The organism is Sphingomonas faeni, assembly GCF_024273235.1.
GTDB classification, from domain to species: Bacteria; Pseudomonadota; Alphaproteobacteria; order Sphingomonadales; family Sphingomonadaceae; genus Sphingomonas; species Sphingomonas faeni_A.
This window is the reverse complement of sequence record NZ_JANBVH010000030.1, coordinates 1-19,909: the sequence shown is the minus strand read 5'-3', so window position 1 is coordinate 19,909 and position 19,909 is coordinate 1. Positions and strand designations below refer to the sequence as shown.

At 66.8% G+C, this 19,909-nt stretch carries 19 protein-coding genes; 12 read left to right on the top strand and 7 right to left on the bottom strand.

Annotation, left to right across the window (positions count from 1 at the left end):
- The first annotated feature begins 70 nt into the window (after positions 1 to 70).
- The gene (gyrB, locus tag NLI89_RS15495; RefSeq protein ID WP_439144526.1) at positions 71 to 2,602 is read left to right on the top strand and encodes a DNA topoisomerase (ATP-hydrolyzing) subunit B; all 2,532 of its coding nucleotides are present in this window, start codon (positions 71 to 73) and stop codon (positions 2,600 to 2,602) included.
- Positions 2,603 to 2,613: 11 nt separating this feature from the next.
- Here the strand turns inward: gyrB and NLI89_RS15490 are convergent, their stop codons facing one another.
- Positions 2,614 to 3,201 (bottom strand): alpha-ketoglutarate-dependent dioxygenase AlkB, encoded by a 588-nt coding sequence (locus NLI89_RS15490; RefSeq protein WP_254687847.1) that lies wholly within the window; start codon positions 3,199 to 3,201, stop codon positions 2,614 to 2,616.
- A gap of 98 nt (positions 3,202 to 3,299) precedes the next feature.
- On the opposite strand from NLI89_RS15490, the gene NLI89_RS15485 reads away from it, so the two are divergent.
- Positions 3,300 to 3,947, top strand: coding sequence for a DsbA family oxidoreductase (locus NLI89_RS15485; protein ID WP_254687846.1), 648 nt, complete (start codon positions 3,300 to 3,302; stop codon positions 3,945 to 3,947).
- 105 nt (positions 3,948 to 4,052) lie between these two features.
- Here NLI89_RS15485 and NLI89_RS21775 read toward each other — a convergent pair whose 3' ends face one another.
- Together NLI89_RS21775 and NLI89_RS15480 are read right to left on the bottom strand one after the other, a co-directional pair.
- On the bottom strand, positions 4,053 to 4,178 hold the full coding sequence (locus NLI89_RS21775; protein ID WP_259457500.1) for a hypothetical protein: 126 nt from the start codon (positions 4,176 to 4,178) through the stop codon (positions 4,053 to 4,055).
- A gap of 83 nt (positions 4,179 to 4,261) precedes the next feature.
- Positions 4,262 to 4,690 (bottom strand): DUF1810 domain-containing protein, encoded by a 429-nt coding sequence (locus NLI89_RS15480; protein WP_254687845.1) that lies wholly within the window; start codon positions 4,688 to 4,690, stop codon positions 4,262 to 4,264.
- An 81-nt stretch (positions 4,691 to 4,771) separates the two neighbouring features.
- On the opposite strand from NLI89_RS15480, the gene NLI89_RS15475 reads away from it, so the two are divergent.
- Together NLI89_RS15475 and NLI89_RS15470 are read left to right on the top strand one after the other, a co-directional pair.
- On the top strand, positions 4,772 to 5,281 hold the full coding sequence (locus tag NLI89_RS15475) for a hypothetical protein (protein WP_254687844.1): 510 nt from the start codon (positions 4,772 to 4,774) through the stop codon (positions 5,279 to 5,281).
- A gap of 3 nt (positions 5,282 to 5,284) precedes the next feature.
- Positions 5,285 to 5,902: a YbhB/YbcL family Raf kinase inhibitor-like protein gene (locus tag NLI89_RS15470; RefSeq protein ID WP_254687843.1), complete on the top strand. Its 618-nt coding sequence runs from the start codon at positions 5,285 to 5,287 to the stop codon at positions 5,900 to 5,902.
- Positions 5,903 to 5,943: 41 nt separating this feature from the next.
- On the opposite strand, the gene NLI89_RS21770 is transcribed toward NLI89_RS15470, so the two are convergent.
- The 3 genes from NLI89_RS21770 to NLI89_RS15460 all read right to left on the bottom strand — a co-directional run bounded on the left by NLI89_RS21770 (position 5,944) and on the right by NLI89_RS15460 (position 8,090).
- Complete coding sequence (locus tag NLI89_RS21770; protein WP_302675817.1) at positions 5,944 to 6,069, bottom strand: hypothetical protein; 126 nt, start codon at positions 6,067 to 6,069, stop codon at positions 5,944 to 5,946.
- A gap of 281 nt (positions 6,070 to 6,350) precedes the next feature.
- On the bottom strand, positions 6,351 to 7,457 hold the full coding sequence (locus tag NLI89_RS15465; protein WP_254687842.1) for a GGDEF domain-containing protein: 1,107 nt from the start codon (positions 7,455 to 7,457) through the stop codon (positions 6,351 to 6,353).
- A gap of 96 nt (positions 7,458 to 7,553) precedes the next feature.
- Positions 7,554 to 8,090, bottom strand: coding sequence for a peroxiredoxin (locus tag NLI89_RS15460; protein ID WP_254687841.1), 537 nt, complete (start codon positions 8,088 to 8,090; stop codon positions 7,554 to 7,556).
- A 90-nt stretch (positions 8,091 to 8,180) separates the two neighbouring features.
- Between NLI89_RS15460 and NLI89_RS15455 the strand changes: the two genes are divergently transcribed.
- Positions 8,181 to 9,005: an inositol monophosphatase family protein gene (locus tag NLI89_RS15455; RefSeq protein ID WP_254687840.1), complete on the top strand. Its 825-nt coding sequence runs from the start codon at positions 8,181 to 8,183 to the stop codon at positions 9,003 to 9,005.
- Positions 9,006 to 9,597: 592 nt separating this feature from the next.
- Here the strand turns inward: NLI89_RS15455 and NLI89_RS15445 are convergent.
- Positions 9,598 to 11,745 carry an AsmA family protein gene (locus NLI89_RS15445; RefSeq protein ID WP_254687839.1) on the bottom strand — a complete coding sequence of 716 codons (2,148 nt, stop codon included), beginning with the start codon at positions 11,743 to 11,745 and terminating at the stop codon, positions 9,598 to 9,600.
- A 168-nt stretch (positions 11,746 to 11,913) separates the two neighbouring features.
- Here NLI89_RS15445 and rpmI point away from each other — a divergent pair, with 168 nt between their 5' ends.
- The 7 genes from rpmI to NLI89_RS15410 all read left to right on the top strand — a co-directional run bounded on the left by rpmI (position 11,914) and on the right by NLI89_RS15410 (position 19,729).
- Positions 11,914 to 12,117 carry a 50S ribosomal protein L35 gene (rpmI, locus tag NLI89_RS15440; RefSeq protein WP_031395289.1) on the top strand — a complete coding sequence of 68 codons (204 nt, stop codon included), beginning with the start codon at positions 11,914 to 11,916 and terminating at the stop codon, positions 12,115 to 12,117.
- 19 nt (positions 12,118 to 12,136) lie between these two features.
- On the top strand, positions 12,137 to 12,502 hold the full coding sequence (gene rplT, locus NLI89_RS15435) for a 50S ribosomal protein L20 (RefSeq protein ID WP_056054375.1): 366 nt from the start codon (positions 12,137 to 12,139) through the stop codon (positions 12,500 to 12,502).
- Positions 12,503 to 12,761: 259 nt separating this feature from the next.
- Positions 12,762 to 13,103: a GIY-YIG nuclease family protein gene (locus NLI89_RS15430; RefSeq protein ID WP_254687838.1), complete on the top strand. Its 342-nt coding sequence runs from the start codon at positions 12,762 to 12,764 to the stop codon at positions 13,101 to 13,103.
- 22 nt (positions 13,104 to 13,125) lie between these two features.
- The gene (gene pheS, locus NLI89_RS15425) at positions 13,126 to 14,220 is read left to right on the top strand and encodes a phenylalanine--tRNA ligase subunit alpha (protein WP_302675819.1); all 1,095 of its coding nucleotides are present in this window, start codon (positions 13,126 to 13,128) and stop codon (positions 14,218 to 14,220) included.
- Complete coding sequence (pheT, locus tag NLI89_RS15420) at positions 14,217 to 16,724, top strand: phenylalanine--tRNA ligase subunit beta (RefSeq protein ID WP_254687836.1); 2,508 nt, start codon at positions 14,217 to 14,219, stop codon at positions 16,722 to 16,724. Before pheS ends, pheT begins: the two co-directional genes overlap by 4 nt.
- A gap of 274 nt (positions 16,725 to 16,998) precedes the next feature.
- Positions 16,999 to 17,880, top strand: a complete 882-nt coding sequence (locus tag NLI89_RS15415; RefSeq protein WP_254687835.1) for an aldose 1-epimerase family protein — start codon at positions 16,999 to 17,001, stop codon at positions 17,878 to 17,880.
- Between the two features lie 280 nt (positions 17,881 to 18,160).
- Positions 18,161 to 19,729 (top strand): peptide chain release factor 3, encoded by a 1,569-nt coding sequence (locus tag NLI89_RS15410; protein WP_254687834.1) that lies wholly within the window; start codon positions 18,161 to 18,163, stop codon positions 19,727 to 19,729.
- Positions 19,730 to 19,909: the final 180 nt, after the last annotated feature.

Genomic DNA, 19,909 nt, shown 5'->3' with positions numbered 1-19,909 from the left:
CTCCCCCGCGCCCCAGCGCACCCCGGCCATTTCGCTTCCGTTTCGGCCGTCCGATGCCTATATGCTGGGCATGGCATCCAACCCTGAATCCAATAATCCCAACCTCCCGAACATGGGCGATTACGGCGCCGACTCGATCAAGGTCCTCAAGGGCCTCGACGCGGTGCGCAAGCGCCCCGGCATGTACATCGGCGATACCGACGACGGTTCGGGCCTCCACCACATGGTGTTCGAGGTCAGCGACAACGCGATCGACGAGGCGCTTGCCGGGCATTGCGACCGGATCGACATCGTCCTCAACGCCGACGGCTCGGTCAGCGTCACCGACAACGGTCGCGGAATCCCGACCGGCATCCACACCGAGGAAGGTGTATCCGCAGCTGAGGTCATCATGACCCAGCTCCACGCCGGCGGTAAGTTCGAGAACACCAGCGACGAGAACGCGTACAAGGTCTCGGGCGGCCTGCACGGCGTCGGCGTCTCGGTCGTCAACGCGCTCAGCGAGTGGCTCGACCTGACGATCTGGCGCAACGGCGAGGAGCATTACATGCGCTTCGCATTCGGCGATGCGGTCGCCCCGCTGAAGGTCGTCGGCCCCGCGACGGACGGTCAGAAGGGCACGCGCGTCACGTTCTTCCCGTCGCCCGCCACCTTCAAGATCACCGATTTCGACTTCGACAAGCTCGAACATCGCTACCGCGAGCTCGCCTTCCTCAACTCGGGCGTCCGCCTGTTCCTCACCGACGCGCGGCACGAGGAGCTGAAGACCGTCGAGCTCTATTACGAAGGCGGGATCGCCGCGTTCGTGAAGTATCTCGATCGCGCCAAGGTGCCGTTGATGCCCGAGCCGGTCGCGATCAGCGGCACGCGCGACGACGTCACGATGGACGTCGCGCTCCAGTGGAATGATTCTTACTACGAGAACGTCCTAGCCTTCACGAACAACATTCCGCAGCGCGACGGCGGCACGCACATGGCCGCATTCCGCGCCGCGCTGACCCGCACGCTCAACAACTACGCCGAGAAATCCGGCATGTTGAAGAAGGAAAAGGTCCAGCTCACCGGCGAGGACATGCGCGAGGGCCTCACCGCGATCGTCTCGGTCAAGCTGCCCGATCCCAAGTTCAGCAGCCAGACCAAGGACAAGCTCGTCTCGTCCGAAGTCCGCCAGCCGCTCGAATCGCTGATGGCTGACAAGATGGCCGAATGGCTCGAGGAAAACCCCGCGCACGGCAAGGCGATCGTCGCCAAGATCATCGACGCCGCCGCCGCCCGCGAAGCCGCCAAGCGCGCCCGCGAACTGACGCGTCGCAAGGGCGTGATGGACATCGCCTCGCTGCCCGGCAAGCTCGCCGACTGCCAGGAGCGCGATCCCGCCAAGTCCGAGCTGTTCCTGGTCGAGGGTGACTCGGCAGGCGGCTCGGCCAAGCAGGGCCGCGACCGCCATTTCCAGGCGATCCTCCCACTCCGCGGCAAGATCCTCAACACCGAGCGCGCGCGCGAAGACCGGATGTTGTCGAGCCGCGAGATCGGCACGCTCATCACCGCGATGGGCACCGGCATCCGCGACGACTTCAACGCGGACAAGCTGCGCTACCACAAGATCGTGATCATGACCGACGCAGACGTCGATGGCGCGCACATCCGCACGCTGCTGCTGACGCTGTTCTATCGGCACATGCCGAAGATCATCGAGGGCGGGTATCTCTACATCGCCCAGCCACCGCTGTATAAAGCGACCAAGGGCCGGTCCGAGGTGTACCTCAAGGACGACGCGGCGCTCGACGAATATCTGGTCGATGCCGGCGTCAATACGATGGTGCTCGACGGTCCCGGCGGCGGTCGCTCGGGGCGCGACTTGAAGGATCTGGTCGATCACGCGCGCCGGATGCGGACACTGATGCGCTACGTCCCCAAGCGCTACGACGCCGGGATGATCGAGGCGCTGGCGCTCGGTGGCGTGTTCGATCCCGAGGCGTCGGTCGAAGACCGGACCTCGCGCCTGGAGATCGTCACGCGTCGTCTCGAACTCGACGACGGCGACGCGCGCTGGACCGCGGTGCTGACCGAAGACGGCGGTATCCACTTCCAGCGCGCCTGGCGCGGCGTCACCGACCACCACATCATCGAAGCGAGCTTCCTGGTGTCGGCCGAGGCGCGCAAACTCCACGCGCTGTCGGGCGAGCACGCCGAGAGCTATGCGCAGACCTCGAACCTCGTCCCCGCCAGCAAGGCCGCGCAGGCCGAAGAGCCCGAGGCCGAAGAAGGGGCGGAGGCTGGTGCCGGCGTGATCGGCTCGGTCACCGCCGTCGCCACACGCGGCTCGACGCAGGTTTCGCGCCCTAGCCACCTGCTCGACGCGATCCTGACCGCGGGGCGGAAAGGTCTTGCGATCCAGCGCTACAAGGGCTTGGGCGAGATGAACGCGGAACAGCTCTGGGAAACCACGCTCGACCCGTCGGTCCGCTCGATGCTCCGCGTCACCGCGGTCAACGCCGAGAGCGCGAACGAGATATTCACCCAGCTGATGGGCGAAGTCGTCGAACCGCGTCGCGAGTTTATCCAGGACAACGCGCTCAACGTCGCCAACCTCGACGTCTGAGGACGGAACCGTCAGCGCCGGTTCTGCCGTGCGCTGGCGGTGAAGCTGCGGAAGGTGATCGACCAGCGCGTCACCTCCATCTCGGCGATGCTGTGCTCCCAATCGTGGCGCGCTTCGCCGCTGAGATGATAGACGGAGCGCGGCGGCAAGGGCACGGCGACGCGGTCGAAACCGCCCGGCTTGCGCCGCCGGAACCGCATCGTCGCGGGCACGCCGAGCGAAACCCCGACGACATGCTCGAAGACCGGCCGGTCGCGGTGCCAGCCGATCCCGGCACCCGGATCGTACCGGATCAGCAAAGCCTGGACGAGCGCCTCCTCCGGCAGTGTCGCAAACGCGGCGGCGCGCTGGCGGATCGGCAGCAGCCAGTCGGGCAACGGATCGGTCGCGCCGAACTGGCTAGTGTCGAAATCATAATGCCAGCCGAACGACCTGGTCAGCCGCTTGCCCAGCCAGCCTTGAAACTGGAACGGCGCCAGCTCCTGTTCGTCGATCAGGGCGATCAGCGCCGCCTCCTCGTCCCGGTCGATCAAGGCGTCACGATAGTCGAAGCCAGGCAGCACCGGCGTGCCGAAAAGGTCTGCGGTCGGGTTCGCCATCGACGACATGTAGGAACGCGACGCACCCATCCGAAAGCCCCGCTGTTGCCGACCCAGCCGCTGCCATCTACGGCGAAGCGCGTATGCCGGAGACTGACATGACCGCCCATCTCAAGATCGACTTCGTGTCGGACATCGCCTGTCCGTGGTGCATCATCGGCCTGCGCGCGTTGGAGGAGGCCCTGGTTCGCGCGGCGGATGCGCTCGACGCGGAGATCGTCTTCCAGCCGTTCGAACTCAATCCGGCGATGCCAGCCGGCGGCCAGAACATCGGCGAGCACATCGCGGAGAAATACGGCTCGACCCGCGAGCAGTCGGCGGCGAACCGCGCAATGATCGTCGAGCGTGCCCGCGACCTCGGCTTTACCATGGCGATGACCGACGCGAGCCGGATCTACAACACGTTCGACGCGCACCGGCTGCTGCACTGGGCGCAGATCGAAGGAGGCCAGGGGGCGCTCAAGCACGCGCTGTTCACCGCCAATTTCACCGACAATGCCGATCTGGGCGATCATCGCGTGCTGGTCGATGCCGCGACCAAGGCCGGGCTCGATCCGGTGGCGGCTGAAGAAGTGCTGCGGTCAGGACGCTATGCCGACGAGGTTCGCGCGGCGGAGGAGCTCTGGCGCGCCCGCGGGATCAATGCGGTGCCGGCGATCGTGATCGACGACCGGCATCTGATCTCGGGCGGCCAACCGGTCGAGGTGTTCGAACAGGCGCTACGCCGGATCGCCGCAGCCGGCTGATCCGGCCCGCCCGATCCGCCCGAGAATCCCCGTCGTTGCCCGGTGAAAGTTCACTGCGGACGACTCCCGGTTCGCCCCCTTAGTTCAGCGCCTCGATTACGCGCCTCAGTTCAGCGTCGTCATCTCGACGGGCTTGCCCTTGGTGGTCGGGTTGGACGCGTTCGCCTTGGGTGCCTTTTCGGCCTTGGGCTTGCGCACTTCCTTGCTGGATTTCTTCTGGCTCTTCGCCATCACGGCACCTCATGGGGCGGAAGGCCCCGCGGTCACACTACACGCGTTGCCGCCAATGCCCCCATCTTATCGATCCCCCCGACCTATCGAGTCCACGTCCCACGCAGCAGGTCCAGCGTCGCAGGATCGTCCGCCCCGCCGAAAAACCGGTCCAGCGCCGCGCGGAACGGTGCCGGATCGTCCGCGACCGCCGCGAACAGCGTCATCGACGAGCGCAGCTTCACCGCATCGATCCCGCCCAGAATCGCCTCCGCCGAGCCTCGAGCCCCCGTCACCGCCGAGGTGGCTTCGATCAGGCGCGCGCCCAGCACCGGATGCGCCAGATACGCCCGCGCCTCGTCCGCATCCGCAATCGCATAGGTCCGCGCCATCGCGCTCTGGCCGAGCCCGGCGATCTGCGGAAACACGAACCACATCCAATGGCTGCGTTTCGCGCCGCGCCGTAGCTCGGCGAGCGCCTGCGGATACACGCCGTCCTGCGCGGCGACGAAGCGGTCGAGATCATGATCCATCCGCTCGAAATGGTCGCACCTCGGCTCGACGCAACCCCGACAGGCGCCGATACGTTGATCCACCAACGAAGAGGATGGCGCATGAAGAGGATAATGGCGATCGCGGTGTTCGCGCTGCCCCTGCTGGGCGGGTGCGGCAAGAAGGAAGACCCGACCGACACGCTCGCCGCAGGCAATTACAGGCCGCCGCAAACGCGCGCGCCGACGCCGATCCCCGGACAGGCCCAGACCACGCCGATCACCGCCTATATCGGCAAATACCCGCATGATGCAGTCGGCGGTGTCGATTTCTACGACCGTACCGATGTGGCGTCCGGGCTGGTCACAGCGGTCGGCGATCCGAAACTGCGCGAGACGATCCGCGGTCGCTCCGGTCCCGAGACGCCGGTGTTCAAGGTCGGCGATCGCGTCGCGGCCTGGGGCTGCGAGCAGCATAATTGCGGCGATCGCAATTGGACCGTGATCGTCGATCCCAAGCGCGGCAGGACGCAGGTCTGTTATCACGATGCGGCAACCATGGGCGCGAAAAGCGATTGGTACGACGGCGCCGCACCCGTCCGTCGCGCAGAAACCTGTCCCTCGGAAGGATAAGTCATGCTCGAACACATCCCCGCCTGGCTCGGCCATGCGATGAGCGGCCTGCGCGCCGGGGCCGACAAGCTCGCGATCGTACAGCTCGGTGGTAATTTCGAAACGCTCGACCTGACCAGCCCGGCGTTTGCGCATGAGGCCCGCCTGCCGCCGCGGTTCACCGCGGATGGCGAGGGCGTATCGCCGCCGCTCGTCTGGAGCGAGCCGCCGGTCGGGACCGAGCGCATGGTCCTGATCGTCGAGGATGCCGACGCACCGACGCCGCAGCCTCTGGTCCATGCGATAATCTGGGGCCTCGAAGCCGATGCGGGGCGGCTGGCCGAGGGTGCGATCGTCGCCGATGATGCGGGCGACGCCGCAGGGCGCGATGTGGGGCGCAATTCATATCTGCGCGAGGGCTGGCTGCCACCCGATCCACCCAGCGGGCATGGCGAGCACCGTTACGCGTTCCAGCTGTTCGCGATCGGTGCGGGGGCAGGGGATGCCGGCCCGACACCCGGGCGCTCGGCGGTAATCGCGGCCATCACCGGCCATGTGCTGGCGGCAGGGCTGTTGATCGGGACGTATTCACGGGAGGAGGAGGCGCCGATCGGACCTGTCGGACTCGGCGTACCTGCCTGAACCTTGCGGTGGTTCGGACGTCGTGGTTCAAACGTCGGGGTTCAGACGAGTGCCACGCCGGTGTGCGTCACGATCAGGAGGATGGTGGTGGAAAAGGCGGCGAGGCCGATAAGGACGCTGCGACCCATGATTGCTCTCCGGAAGATGAGGTTAGGGGCCAGGGTCAAACGATAGGGATGACTGGCGTGGCGGCGCTGACGGCAAGGGCTGCGAAGAACACTGCGCCGACGAACGAGAAAGCGATGCGCTGGGCGGTTTCGAAACGGAACGACATGGGGATTTCCTTCGATGGGCGGGGTGTCGGACCATCCGGCCCCCGATATCGAATGCTCTGCACGGCCCGTGCCAGTTTCTTAACCGGCTGATTTCGTTAGAAATCCACGTTTCCCCGCAGCGAAGTTGGGAAATTTCACCAGCGCGACGTCGCGGATCGCACCAAATTTCGGGATCAGCCCGCGCAGACTTGGTCGCGCCCCTGATCCTTCGCGGCATACAGCAGCCGATCGGCGCGCGAGAACGCGGTTTCGGTGGGTTCGTCGGCATGGATCGCGGTGATCCCGGCCGAGAAGGTGATGGTTCCCAGCGCCGCATCGGTCTCGCGATTGCGAAAGCGCTTGGCGGCGACGATCGTCCGGACCGAATCGAGCAACGCCGCGGCATCCTCCAGGTCGATGCCGCAGATCAGCACCGCGAATTCCTCGCCGCCGTGGCGGACGACCAGATGCGGCGCGCATTCCTCGGCGATCGTCTGGCCGATCGCGGTGAGCACGCGGTCGCCGACGCCGTGGCCGTGAACGTCGTTGACGTGCTTGAACCGATCGATGTCGCACACTGCGATGCAATGCGGGCCGGCGTGCGCGTCGCGGCTCGCCAGGGCTTCGTCGAAGGCCCGCCGGTTTGGCAGTCCGGTCAGCACGTCGCGGCGCGCGCTTTCCTGCGCTTCGGCCAGCTTGGCGCGCAACGCCTCGGCCTCCGCGGTCGCTTCCGCCAGCCGCACCTCGCTGTCGCGGATCCGGCCGATCATGCTGCTGGTGATCCGCGTGATCTCGTCGATCTCCGCCAGCTGCGTGATCGCATGCGCGCTCCGGGCCAGATCGCGACCGAAGCCGCGCGTCTCGTCCTGCATCGTCCGCATGATCTGCGCGAAGCCGTCGACCTGGTGCTGCGTCTCCGCGACCAGAGCGATCGCGGTATCGACCCGCTCGTCCCCGGCGATATCGGCAGGGCGGGCGGGGCGGGCAGCGCGGGTGGGCGGGGACTGCATCAGCGGGGGACCGTCGACGACGCGTCCGCCCAACTGCTCGATATCGCGTCGGGTCAGGCGCACCCCGTTTTCGGTCAGGCGCGCGACCGCCTTGCCGAGCGGCAGGTCGGGCGCGGACACCACGGCAAACGCGAATTCATAATGCGGCGGGGCGGGGCTCAGGCCCTGCTCGTTCAGGAAGCGTCCGATCCGATCGAACAGCGTCGCCTCATCGGCAGGCGCCGGTCTTGCGCCGGGTTTCGCCGCCTCCGATTTCGCCGCCGCCCTGTTGGCTCGTCCCGTGTCCCGCATGATAGATCCCCGCGCCCTCTCGCCGAGAGATAGCCCCGAAAGCGTTATCATACTGTCACCGAACCGGCCTGTATCTGCCGGTTCGGTGGGGAGCGATTACTTGCCGGTCAGCTTCTGGACGGCGGCGAGCGTCGTCGCGACGTGCTCGGCAGGGTTCATGTCGTCATGGACGAACGCGATGCGGCCGTCCTTGGCGATGACGTAGCTGGTGCGCTTGGTCACGTCGCGGCCTGCAATCTGCTTGCCGAGCGCGACGTCATAGCCCGCGATGACCTTCGGGCCGGCGCTGGCGACCGCGAACTTGCCCGCGCACTTTTCGGCCGAGAATTTGCTGAGCGTCTCGACGTTGTCGGCCGACATGCCGATCACCGTGCCACCCGCCTTGGTGAACGCCGGGATCGCCTCGGCGAACGCATGCGCCTCGGCGTTGCAGCCGCCGGTATAGGCCGCCGGGAAGAAATACAGCACGACCGGGCCCTTTTTGAGCTGCTCGGCGAGGTGGACCGTGAACACCTTGCCGGCGATCGCGCCACGCGTCGTGAAGTCGGGCGCCCTGGCACCGGGCGCGAGCGCCGCGAAGGCAGGCGTTGCGGCGAGGAGGGCAGCGGCGGCGAGAGTCTGGACGAGGCGCATGGACGATACTCCGGTTGGATTGCAACGACCTACGCCGACGCAGGCGTTCCGTCCATTGCTCCCTGCGGCTGCGACCGATAGGCAGGAGCCATGCCAGTAACCCAAGCCGATATCGACCTCGCGCACCGCCTCGCGGATGCTGCGGGCCACGTCATCCGACCGTATTTCCGTCATGAGCACGGAGTCGAGATCAAGGACGACCAGTCCCCCGTCACGCGCGCCGATCGCGAGGCCGAATCGGCGATGCGCCGCCTGCTCGACGCGGAGCGCTCGGGCGACGGCATCGTCGGCGAGGAGTTCGGCGAGAAGGCCGGCGTCACCAACCGCAAATGGGTGCTCGACCCGATCGACGGCACGCGCAGCTTCACGGTCGGCCGGGCGATCTTCGGGACTTTGATCGCGCTGGTCGAGGATGGCTGGCCGGTACTCGGGATCATCGACCAGCCGGTCCAGCGCGAACGCTGGGTCGGCGTGGCAGGCCGTCCGACGACGCTCAACGGCGTGCCCGTCCGAACGCGCGCCTGCCGCGAACTCACCGGCGCGACGATCGCCACCACCAGCCCGCACCTCTTCGACGAAGGCGACGTGCAGCCGTATTTGGCCCTGGTCGCGGCGATCTCCGGCGGCAACCCGCGGCAGGGGCCGGTCTATGGCGGCGACTGCTATAATTACGGCCTGCTCGCGAGCGGCCATCTCGACGTTGTCTGTGAATCGGGCCTCAAATTGTACGACTTCGCCGCGCTGGTGCCGGTGGTCGAAGGCGCTGGCGGCATGATGTGCGACTGGAACGGCGATCCACTGACCGCGGACAGCGAAGGCCATGTGCTGGCGATCGGTGACCCCGCGCGCATGGACGACGTGCTCGAGGCGATGCACCGGTTGCAGGATGGCCACGACCATGGGCACGGCCTCTAAAAGTCCCCCTCCCGCCTGCGGGAGGGGCTAGGGGAGGGCACGACGTACGTACCGGCCGTCCGGCCCGCGATCAACCCTGCCCAAGCCGCCAAGCGGGAGGGAGGACAAAAGCGGTGTCGCAAGCCGCAAAGCCCTCACATCACCACCCCCAGCCGTCATCCCGGCGGACGCCGGGACCTACGGACACGAAGCGCTAACCGTCCAAGCGGACCCAACCATGGGCCCCGGCGTCCGCCGGGGTGACGGGGTGACGGGGTGACGGGGTGACGGGGTGACGGGGTGGATGGGGTTGGGGAGAGGCATGGTCGAAAGCGCCGTTCTCCAACCGGGGCGGGAGCGACGCATTAACACTAGCGGACCAACGGTTCCCCCCGTCCGTCACCCGAGCCCGGTCCGTCCCCGAGCCCCGTCCGTTACCCAGCCCCGTCCGTTACCCAGCCCCGTCCGTCACCCGAGCCCCGTCCGTCACCCCAGCGAACGCTGGGGTCTCCAAATTGCGTGTCGCCCCAGCGGAACGAGATCCCAGCTTCCGCTGGGATGACGAGGATGTTGTGGGATGACGAACCCCACCGGCATGACGAACCCCGCGCCCTCAGAAGATCCCCAGGAACTTCTTCCGCTGTGCCTTGCCCTCGGAGCGGGTCGGCTTTCCGTCCTCGGCCTTGGCCGTCGTTCCACGGCCGACATCATCGCGCGCCTCGCCCTTGGTCGTCCGCTGCGCCGCCGCAGTCGCCCCCGCCAGCACCGGTCCGCACGCGGTCGACTTCGCATCGCCCACATCGACGAACGCCAGAATGCCCGCCACCGGTGTCGCCACCAGTGCCAGGCCAAGCCCGCTGCCAACCCGCGCGAGAAGGTCCTTCGAGATCACGTTGAGCTTCGGCGCGGCGAACATCCCGCCGACACTTACCGGCGACTGCCCTGCGAACAGGCTGAACTTCTTCGAATCCGCGCGAAACGCGAGGTCGACCGCCTCGTTGCGGAAGCTGAACCCGCCACGCCCGACGATGACGTTCTTGCGCGTGTCGATCAGGATCGGATCCGCCGCCGCAACGCCGCCGCGGACGGTAAAGCCGACCAGCCCGCAGTTCATCTGCACCGGCTCGTCGAGTTTGCCCTGAAACATCCGCTGCGCGAACGTGCCGATGTCGAGTTCGGCGAGCTGCACGTTGCGAACCGACAGCGCCCCCGACGGCAGCACGAACGCGATCCGCCCCCGCGACGATGCGAGTGAATCGTGGATCGAGTCGCCGCGCCCGTCGAGCTTGATCCGACCCTTGACGGTCCCGGTCGTCCCAGCCTCGGTCAGCCCATAGCCCTTGAGCAACTGGCCCAGCGGCGTCGGTGCGAGACGAATGTCGTAGGACACCGCGCTGGGCCGCGCGCGCGTATCGAAGATGACGTCGGAGGCCACGTTGCCGCGCGCCATCGAGAACGTCAGCGGCGACAGCGCCAGACGACCGCGCTCGAGGTCGAGCGTCAGGTCGACGTTGGAGATCGGCAGGTTGCGCGACTTCACCGTGCTGATCGTCCATTTCAGGTCGGCATCGAAGATCTGCATCGTCGCGACCGGCAGGTTGCCGTCGGGCAACAGGCGCTGCGGTGCGGCGCCCGTCGCAGCAGCCGCAGCCACCGCGCCGCGCGTTTCGACGATGTCGGGATTGAACCCGATGAACGGGGCCGCATCGATGATGTCGAGGCTCTTCGTCGTCAGTACCGAATCGAGATGGATACGATCGCCATGGATGATCGTCAGCTTGCCCGCGAGATCGGTCCGCCCGGCGATACCCCGCAGGCGGGTGAAGGCGTATTCGTCACCCCGCTTGATGAGCTGCGCGCGCAGCTTGTATTTCCGCGTGTTGGGGATCGCGACGTCGATCACCCCCAGCAATGTTGATAGGTTGGCCCCCCGCGCGGTGACCGCGAGCGGCACGTTCTCGACATCGGCGATGCTCGGCAATGTGCCGGAGACATCGATCACGTTGCCCGCCGCCCGCGCCCGCGCGACCAGCTTGTTCTGGCCCCGATTGGCGGTCGCATCCGGCGACAGGAGTTGCGCGGTCAGCGTGAACGGCGTCTCGCGCAGCCGGCCCCGGCCCTTCACCCCCACGGCGCGGCCGATCGTCGCATCGACCGATCGGATGTCGGCGATATCGAGGTCCGCGACGATCCGCATCCGCGGGTCGAGATAGCGCACCGACGTGCCGGTCACCGTCGCGACGTCGATCCGCGGAAACTCGAGCGGCTTGCCGCCCTTCTTGTCGGAGAACGTCCACGTGTTCGCGCTGTGCGCCTTGTTCCACTCCAGATCGAGGTCACCGTTGACCAGGTCGAGCCAGTACAGCCGCCGCTTGCCGAAGATCAGCGACAGCGGCGCGATCCGCGTGTCGAGCTTGTCCGCGCGGAACAGGTTCGGCCGGCTCGCCCAGTCCGGGTTCGAGAGCGTGAAGTTCTCGGCATACAGCTTGATCCGGAACGGCGCGAAATAGAGCTGGAAATCGCCGCGCACGGTCAGCGTCCGGTGGGTGAGCGAGCCGACGACGCGCTCGAACGGATGCTTCAGGAAGCGCCCCTTGGTGATGTACAGCACCAGCCAGATCGCGGCGATGACGGCGACGATCCCGAGCAGGATGTTGCGTATGATTCGCCGCTTGCGACGTTTTCGCGTCTCCACTGCAATCGGCGCCGGTGCGGGAGCCGGGGAGGGGGCGTCGATCGGCGGCGTCGGGCTGGCGTCCATGCAAGCCCTATCGCATGGCGGGCGCGCCAGTTCCACAGCGGTTGATATTCCCGATCATTACGGGTATCGGCGCCGCTTCCTCGAAGGGAACGCGTTCGACGAATCGCCCGGCCAGTGTGGGCTGCCGCGGCGATTTCAGCGTCCTCCTTCGTAACCGAAAGGATAAAAATGCCCAAGCTGAAGACCAAGAGCGGCGTCAAGAAACGCTTCAAGCTCACCGCCACCGGCCTGCTCAAGCACGGCGTCGCCGGCAAGCGTCACCGTCTGGCGCATCACAACGGCAAGTACATCCGTCAGAACCGCGGCACCAAGCTGCTGTCGAAGGCCGATACCGCAGCGGTCAAGGCCTGGGCGCCTTACGGCCTGCGTTGAGCTGAGAAGGAATTAGACAATGGCACGCGTAAAACGGGGTGTTACCACCCGCGCCAAGCACAAGCGTATTTTGGTTCAGGCGAAGGGCTATTATGGCCGTCGCAAGAACACCATCCGCATCGCCCGTCAGGCTGTCGAGAAGGCCGGCCAGTACGCATATCGCGACCGCAAGGTTAAGAAGCGCACCTTCCGTGGCCTCTGGATCCAGCGCATCAACGCCGGCGTCCGCGCCGAGGGCCTGACGTATTCGCAGTTCATGCACGGCGTGAAGCTTGCAGGGATCGAACTCGACCGGAAGGTCCTGGCCGACATCGCCATGCACGAGGGCGCAGCCTTCAGCGCGATCGTCGCCCAGGTGAAGGCGGCACTCCCCCAGGCCGCGTAATTCGCGACTGAGGTGCGTTTCGAGAGGGCGTCGGTGGGAGACCACCGGCGCCCTTTCTGCGTTTGGGGGGATTGAACGCCCCAACTATGTTCACCCCTCGCCCCTCCTCCGTCATCCCGGCGAACGCCGGGACCCATGGTTACGGCGGACCCGGCGATAACGTGCTACCATCACCCGGCCCGCTACCGTGGGTCCCGGCGTCCGCCGGGATGACGGAGCTAGATTGCACCGGAGTAGCGGGCACAATGGGGAGCACGACATGCGCGAAACCTTCCAGCCGTGCGTCTACATCCTCCACTCGCGCCGCCACGGCACGCTCTACATCGGCGTCACCTCGAACTTGCTCGCAAGGCTGGTTCAGCACCGAGAGGGGTTGATCCCCGGCTTCACTCGCCGGTACGGCATCAAGCGTCTCGCCTATTACGAGATGTTCGACACGATGGAGGCCGCGATCGTACGCGAGAAGCGGCTGAAGGAATGGCGAAGAGCGTGGAAGATCGAGCTGATCGAAGCGCGCAACGAGAATTGGGACGATCTGGGTATCGGCCTCGGGCTGCCCCGCCTGCCTGAACTATCGACCGAACCCACCCTGGGAGTATGACGTGACCGAAGACCTGAACCAGATGCGCGACCACATGCTGACGGCGATCGCCGCCGCATCCGGGCTCGACGCGCTCGACGCGTGCCGGGTCGAGGCGCTCGGCAAGCAGGGCACGATCACGCTGCTCCTGAAGACGCTCGGCAAGATGACCCCTGAAGAGCGCCTCGTCCAAGGCCCGCAGATCCAGGGGCTGCGTGAGGCAGTGGCCAACGGCATCGCCGAGCGCAAAGCCACGCTCGAACGCGCCGCGCTCGATGCGCGTCTCGCCAGCGAAACGCTCGACATGACGCTCCCCGCGGACGCCACGCCCGCCGGCACGATCCACCCGGTCAGCCAGGTCATGGACGAACTCGCCGAGATCTTCGCCGACCTCGGCTTCGCGGTCGCCACCGGTCCCGAGATCGAGACCGACTGGCATAATTTCACCGCGCTCAACATCCCCGAGACGCACCCCGCGCGGGCGATGCACGACACTTTCTATCTCCAGCAGGGGATCGACGCGAAGGCCGCGGGCACCGCCGACGAGAAGACGACCTTCTCGCTCCTCCGCACGCACACGTCGCCGGTCCAGATCCGCACGATGCTGAGCCAAAAACCCCCGATCCGCATCATCGCCCCCGGCCGCACCTACCGCTCCGATTCCGACGCGACGCACACGCCGATGTTCCACCAGGTCGAGGGCCTCGTGATCGACAAGGGCATCACGCTCGGCCACCTGAAGTGGACGCTCGAGACGTTCGTGAAGGCGTTCTTCGAGCGCGACGACATCGTGCTTCGCCTGCGCCCCAGCTACTTCCCGTTCACCGAACCCTCGGTCGAGATCGACGTCGGCTACACGCTGGTGAAGGGCAAGCGCGTCGTCGGCGGCGCCGAACCCGATGGCTGGCTCGAGATCCTCGGCTCGGGCATGGTCCACCGCAAGGTGATCGAAGCCTGCGGGCTCGACCCCGACGAATGGCAGGGTTTCGCGTTCGGCTGCGGCATCGACCGCCTGGCGATGCTCAAATACGGCATGGACGACCTCCGCCCGTTCTTCGACGGCGATATCCGCTGGCTCAAGCATTACGGCTTTTCGAGCCTCGACGTCCCCACTTTGTCCGGCGGAGTCGGCGCATGAAGTTCACCCTCAGCTGGCTCAAGCAGCACCTCGAAACCACCGCCACGCTCGACCAGATCGTCGAGGCGCTGACCCGCATCGGCCTCGAAGTCGAAGGCGTCGAGAACCCCGGCGAGAAGCTTGCCGCGTTCAAGATCGCCAAGGTGCTCAGCGCCGAACGCCACCCGCAGGCCGACAAGCTCCAGATCCTGTCGGTCGATGCCGGTAACGGTCCGCTCCAAGTCGTCTGCGGCGCGCCCAACGCCCGCGCCGGCCTGGTCGGCGTGTTCGGCGCACCCGGTGCGTACGTCCCCGGCCTCGACGTGACGCTCAAGCTCGCCAGCATCCGCGGCGTCGAGTCCAACGGCATGATGTGCTCGACGCGCGAATTGGAACTCGGCGAGGATCACGACGGCATCATCGAACTGCCCGAAGACGCGCCGATCGGCACCGCGTACCCGGATTACGCGGGCCTAACCGACCCGGTCATCGACGTCGCGATCACGCCCAACCGCCAGGACTGCATGGGCGTCCGCGGCATCGCCCGAGACCTCGCGGCGGCAGGCCTCGGCACGTTCACCCCGCTGGTCATTCCGACGTCCGCCACCCCCTCCGTCATCCCGGCGGACGCCGGGACCCAAGGTGCGGCAGGGGCTGACGGCGAACGCGATCCCCGCCGTCGCGGCAATGACGGAGCAACGGCTGGATCCGGACCCGATATCGCGACCCTCGACCCAGAAGGCTGCCCAGCCTTCTACGCCCAAACCGTCACCGGCGTGACCAACGGCGAATCCCCCGAATGGATGCGCCGCAGCCTCATCGCGATCGGCCAGAAGCCCATCTCCGCGCTCGTCGACATCACCAATTACCTGATGATCGACCTCGGCCGCCCCTTGCACGTCTATGACCGCGCCAAACTCTCCGGCGGCCTCGTCGCGCGCAAGGCAAAGCCCGGCGAACAGGTCGTCGCGCTCAACGGCAAGACCTACACGCTCGACGACACCATGACCGTCATCGCCGACGACACCGCCGTGCACGACATCGGCGGCATCATGGGCGGCGAGCATTCGGGCGTCTCCGCGGACACCACCGACGTCCTGATCGAATGCGCGTATTTCGATCCCGACCACATCGCCCGCACCGGCCAGAAGCTCACGCTCACCTCCGACGCGCGCAGCCGCTTCGAACGCGGCGTCGACCCCGCTTTCCTCGATGACGGCCTGGCGATCGCCACCGCGCTCGTCCTCCACATCTGCGGCGGCAGCGCGAGCGAGGTCACCCGCTCCGGCGAGCCCCCGCTCGAACCGCGCGTGATCGACTATGATCCGCGCCTCAGCGCCGACCTCGGCGGGCTCCACGTCGCCCCCGAACGCCAAGCGCGCACGCTATTGTCGCTCGGCTTCACGATCGGCGCGATCAAGTCCGCGGATGCGTTCAGCGACGCGCTGTTCTCGACGATCGAAGGCAAATGGCCGGTCACGATCCCCACCTGGCGCCGCGACGTCGACGGCCCCGCCGATCTCGTCGAGGAAGTCGTCCGCATCGAGGGTATCGACTCGATCCCCTCGACGCCGCTCCCCCGCATGCCCGGCGTCGCCAAGCCGACCGCCACGCCCGAGCAGAAGCTCGAACGCAGGGCGCGTCGCGCGGCGGCAGCCCGCGGGCTCGACGAGGCGATCACCTGGAGCTTCCTGTCGGACGCCGAGGCCGCACCGTTCGGCGGCGGCGCCTGGACGCTCGCCAACCCGATCAGCGAAGACCTCAAGGTCATGCGCCCCTCGCTGCTCCCCGGCCTGCTCGCAGCCACCGGCCGCAACATCAAGCGCGGGGCACAGAGCGTCCGCCTGTTCGAGATCGGCCGTCGCTACCTAGCGGAGGCCGAACGCGCCACTCTGGGTGTGGTCCTTGCAGGCGACCGCCGCCCACGCGGTTGGCGCGACGGCAAGGCGGCAAGCTTCGACGCGTATGACGCAAAGGCCGAAGCACTCGCGCTGCTCGCAGCCTCGGGCGCACCGGTCGACAACCTGCAAGTGATGGGAGAGGCCGGTGACGCATGGCACCCCGGCCAGTCGGGCACGCTCCGCCTCGGCCCCAAGACGGTGTTGGCGAGCTTCGGCATGCTCCATCCGTCGGTGCTGAAAGCGTTCGACCTCGACGGCGCGGTCGCCGCGGTAGAAGTCTACCTCGACGCGATCCCGCCCAAGCGGGCGACCGGCTTCGCCCGCCCCGCCTACACGCCGCCGGCGCTGCAAGCCGTCCGCCGCGACTTCGCGTTCCTTGTGCCGACAGCGCTCGCCACCGACACGCTGGTCCGCGCGGTCAAGGTCGCGGACAAGGTCGCGATCGTCTCCGCCCGCGTGTTCGACGTGTTCACCGGCGCGGGGGTCGAGGACGGCCACAAGTCGGTCGCGGTCGAGATCGTCCTGCAACCCACCGCCAAGAGCTTCACCGACGAGGAGATCAAGGCGATCGCCGACAAGGTGGTCGCGACGGCCGCCAAGCAGGGCGCTAGCCTGCGCGTCTAAGCGTGCCCTCACCCTTCCCACGGCCAAGCGGCCGCGGGCCCCTTCCCTCTCCCCCGAGGGGAGAGGGAGAGACGCCGAAGGCGGCGAGGGTGAGGGCACGCGTTAGCGGCCTCACACCACCCCGGCGAAGGCCGGGGCCCAAGTGGAAAGGCCAGAGTAACGGAACGATGCGCGCAGTTGGCGACGCCTCCCACTTGGGTCCCGGCCTCCGCCGGGGTTGTGTGGGGTGAGCGTTTTAAAGCCTCGCGCGTTTGAAGCGCACGGAAGGAACCCCATGACCGACCTGATCACGATCGCCAACGACCGCCTGACCGCCCAAATCAACCCCCACGGCGCCGAACTCACCCACCTCCACGACGCCGACGGCCGCGAACTCATGACCGACGCCGACCCGGCCTATTGGACCGGCCACGCACCGATCCTCTTCCCCGTCGTCGGCGTCGTCAACGAAGGCGTCATCCGCCTCGACGGCCAGGCCTACCCGATGCAGAAGCACGGCTTCGCCCGCCATTCGACCTTCGACGTGATCGCGCAGACCGAAACGTCGGCCACCTTCCGCCTCACCGACAGCGAAGAAACGCGCGCCGCCTACCCCTTCGCGTTCGCGCTCGACATCGTCTTCACGCTCGACGGCGCGACGCTCGCAATCGAGGCGCATATCCACAACCGCACCGACGCGGCGATGCCGGTTAGCTTCGGCTTCCACCCCGCCTTCGCCTGGCCGCTCCCCTACGGCGAGCCCCGCGCCGACCACCGCATCACGTTCAACGCGGACGAGCCCGGCAAGCTGAAGGCGATCAGCCCCGATGGCCAGATCGCCGTCGAAGAGCGTCCCTCGCCGGTCGAGGACCGCGTGATCGCCCTCCGCGACGAGTTGTTCGCCAACGACGCGCTGGTCTGGGACCGGATGCACTCCGACGCCGTCACCTACGGCGCCAAGACCGGCCCGCAGTTGAAGATCGCTTTCCCCGACACGCCCAAGCTCGGCATCTGGACAAAGCCCGGCGCGGCCTATGTCTGTGTCGAGCCGTGGCACGGCATCGCCGATCCCGAAGGCTATACCGGCGACTATCGCGACAAGCCCGGCGTGTTCGAGGTGGCCGCGGGCGACACGAAGCGCATCGAAATGACCGTGGCGCTGGTGGCAGAGCACTGAAGAACACCCCTCCCTTTCAGGGAGGGGAGAGCGTCTGCCTCCGGGAGCACGAGGTCTTCTTAGCAGTACGGCTAGAGCAACACGGCCCTATTGCAGCACGGCAATGTTCTGCTGCCCTCCCCCCTGTCCTACACGCCCCACATCTGCCAAGAGCGGCGCCAAGCCCGCCGCGTTTCCAAGTGCATCCCGCCGCACCGCGCGCGGACTGCATCTTGGCCTAACCCGGCCTAACCTTCTTTTCCCAGCCAAGTCCGACGACTCGGCTCACCGGACCCGCGCCATGACCCAATTCCCCCGCCGCACCTTCGCGATCATCTCGCATCCCGACGCCGGCAAGACCACGTTGACCGAAAAGCTCCTGTATTTCGGCGGCGCGATCCATCTCGCCGGCGAAGTGAAGGCGCGCGGCCAGACCCGTCGCGCCCGCTCCGACTGGATGAAGATCGAGCAGCAGCGCGGCATCTCGGTCACCTCGTCGGTGATGACGTTCGAGCGGCAGGGCATCACCTTCAACCTGCTCGACACGCCGGGCCACGAGGACTTCTCGGAGGACACCTACCGCACGCTCACCGCGGTCGACTCGGCGGTGATGGTGATCGACGCCGCCAAGGGCATCGAGCCGCAGACGCGGAAGCTCTTCGAGGTCTGCCGCCTGCGCAACGTGCCGATCATCACCTTCGTCAACAAGGTCGATCGCGAGGGCCGCGATCCGTTCTCGCTGCTCGACGAGGTGGCCGAGATGCTCCAGCTCGACGTCTGCCCGATGAGCTGGCCGGTCGGGATGGGCGGCGAGTTCGAAGGCGTCTACGATCTCTACGCCAACACGCTGAGCCGCCCCGAAGGCGACAGTCGCGAATTCATGGGGAAGGCGATCCCGTTCACCGGCATCGACGACCCGGAACTTGCCAAGATCCTCAGCCCCGAAGCGATGATCCGCCTGAACGACGAAGCCGAACTCGCCCAGGGCGGCTATTCCAGCTTCGACCCCGAGGCCTATCGCGCGGGCAACCTGACCCCCGTCTATTTCGGTTCGGCGCTCAAGGACTTCGGCGTCGCCGAACTGATCGGCGCGCTCGCCGACTATGCGCCACCACCACGCGCGCAGCCGGCCGAGCCTGCGCCTGTGTCCCCGGATGAGCCCGAAGTCACCGGCTTCGTGTTCAAGGTTCAGGCCAACATGGATCCCAACCACCGCGACCGGATCGCGTTCATGCGGCTCTGCTCGGGCGTGTTCAAGCGCGGCATGAAGCTGACCCCGACAGGCCACGGCAAGCCGATCGCGGTGCATTCCCCGATCCTCTTCTTCGCGCAGAACCGCGAGCTGGCGGACGAGGCGTTCCCCGGCGACATCATCGGCATCCCCAACCACGGCACGTTGCGGGTGGGCGACACGCTCAGCGAGAAGGCGGCGATCCGCTTCACCGGCCTGCCCAACTTCGCCCCCGAAATCCTGCGCCGTGTCGTGCTGAAGGACTTCACCAAGACCAAGCAGTTGCGCAAAGCCCTCGACGACATGGCCGAGGAGGGGGTGACGCAGGTCTTCTATCCCGACATCGGCTCGAACTGGATCATCGGCGTCGTCGGCCAGCTCCAGCTCGAGGTGCTGCTCTCGCGCCTGGATGCGGAATACAAAGTCGCCGCCGGGCTGGAGCCCGCGCCGTACGAGACCGCGCGCTGGATCTCGGCGGAAGACCCGCTGGAACTCAAGACCTTCGCCGAAATCAACCGCGGCGCCATGGCCAAGGACCGCGATGGCAACCCGGTCTTCCTCGCCAAGAGCGCATGGGAAGTGAACTACATCGCCGAGCGCTACGCGAAGATCCGCTTCGCCGCGACGCGCGAGCGGTAGTACGCGTCGGGATCATTCCTGCGTGTTGTCGAACCACTTGCCGGCACCACGCACCCGCATAATTCTAGCTCGTGGCGATGTATGCTGCCTAACGTCCGGCAGATTGGTAGCGCGATATCAGCACCACTGCTTCGCCAGTCGATCTGACGGAATCTACCACCGGTTACGATGAGCGTTAGA

What these genes read in the sequence shown, in the direction of transcription:
- gyrB (WP_439144526.1), top strand. Translation starts at nt 71, where the DNA reads ATGGCATCCAACCCTGAATCCAATAATCCCAACCTCCCGAACATGGGC.
- NLI89_RS15490 (WP_254687847.1), bottom strand. Translation starts at nt 3,201, where the DNA reads ATGGCGAACCCGACCGCAGACCTTTTCGGCACGCCGGTGCTGCCTGGC.
- NLI89_RS15485 (WP_254687846.1), top strand. Translation starts at nt 3,300, where the DNA reads ATGACCGCCCATCTCAAGATCGACTTCGTGTCGGACATCGCCTGTCCG.
- NLI89_RS21775 (WP_259457500.1), bottom strand. Translation starts at nt 4,178, where the DNA reads ATGGCGAAGAGCCAGAAGAAATCCAGCAAGGAAGTGCGCAAGCCCAAG.
- NLI89_RS15480 (WP_254687845.1), bottom strand. Translation starts at nt 4,690, where the DNA reads ATGGATCATGATCTCGACCGCTTCGTCGCCGCGCAGGACGGCGTGTAT.
- NLI89_RS15475 (WP_254687844.1), top strand. Translation starts at nt 4,772, where the DNA reads ATGAAGAGGATAATGGCGATCGCGGTGTTCGCGCTGCCCCTGCTGGGC.
- NLI89_RS15470 (WP_254687843.1), top strand. Translation starts at nt 5,285, where the DNA reads ATGCTCGAACACATCCCCGCCTGGCTCGGCCATGCGATGAGCGGCCTG.
- NLI89_RS15465 (WP_254687842.1), bottom strand. Translation starts at nt 7,457, where the DNA reads ATGCGGGACACGGGACGAGCCAACAGGGCGGCGGCGAAATCGGAGGCG.
- NLI89_RS15460 (WP_254687841.1), bottom strand. Translation starts at nt 8,090, where the DNA reads ATGCGCCTCGTCCAGACTCTCGCCGCCGCTGCCCTCCTCGCCGCAACG.
- NLI89_RS15455 (WP_254687840.1), top strand. Translation starts at nt 8,181, where the DNA reads ATGCCAGTAACCCAAGCCGATATCGACCTCGCGCACCGCCTCGCGGAT.
- NLI89_RS15445 (WP_254687839.1), bottom strand. Translation starts at nt 11,745, where the DNA reads ATGGACGCCAGCCCGACGCCGCCGATCGACGCCCCCTCCCCGGCTCCC.
- rpmI (WP_031395289.1), top strand. Translation starts at nt 11,914, where the DNA reads ATGCCCAAGCTGAAGACCAAGAGCGGCGTCAAGAAACGCTTCAAGCTC.
- rplT (WP_056054375.1), top strand. Translation starts at nt 12,137, where the DNA reads ATGGCACGCGTAAAACGGGGTGTTACCACCCGCGCCAAGCACAAGCGT.
- NLI89_RS15430 (WP_254687838.1), top strand. Translation starts at nt 12,762, where the DNA reads ATGCGCGAAACCTTCCAGCCGTGCGTCTACATCCTCCACTCGCGCCGC.
- pheS (WP_302675819.1), top strand. Translation starts at nt 13,126, where the DNA reads ATGCGCGACCACATGCTGACGGCGATCGCCGCCGCATCCGGGCTCGAC.
- pheT (WP_254687836.1), top strand. Translation starts at nt 14,217, where the DNA reads ATGAAGTTCACCCTCAGCTGGCTCAAGCAGCACCTCGAAACCACCGCC.
- NLI89_RS15415 (WP_254687835.1), top strand. Translation starts at nt 16,999, where the DNA reads ATGACCGACCTGATCACGATCGCCAACGACCGCCTGACCGCCCAAATC.
- NLI89_RS15410 (WP_254687834.1), top strand. Translation starts at nt 18,161, where the DNA reads ATGACCCAATTCCCCCGCCGCACCTTCGCGATCATCTCGCATCCCGAC.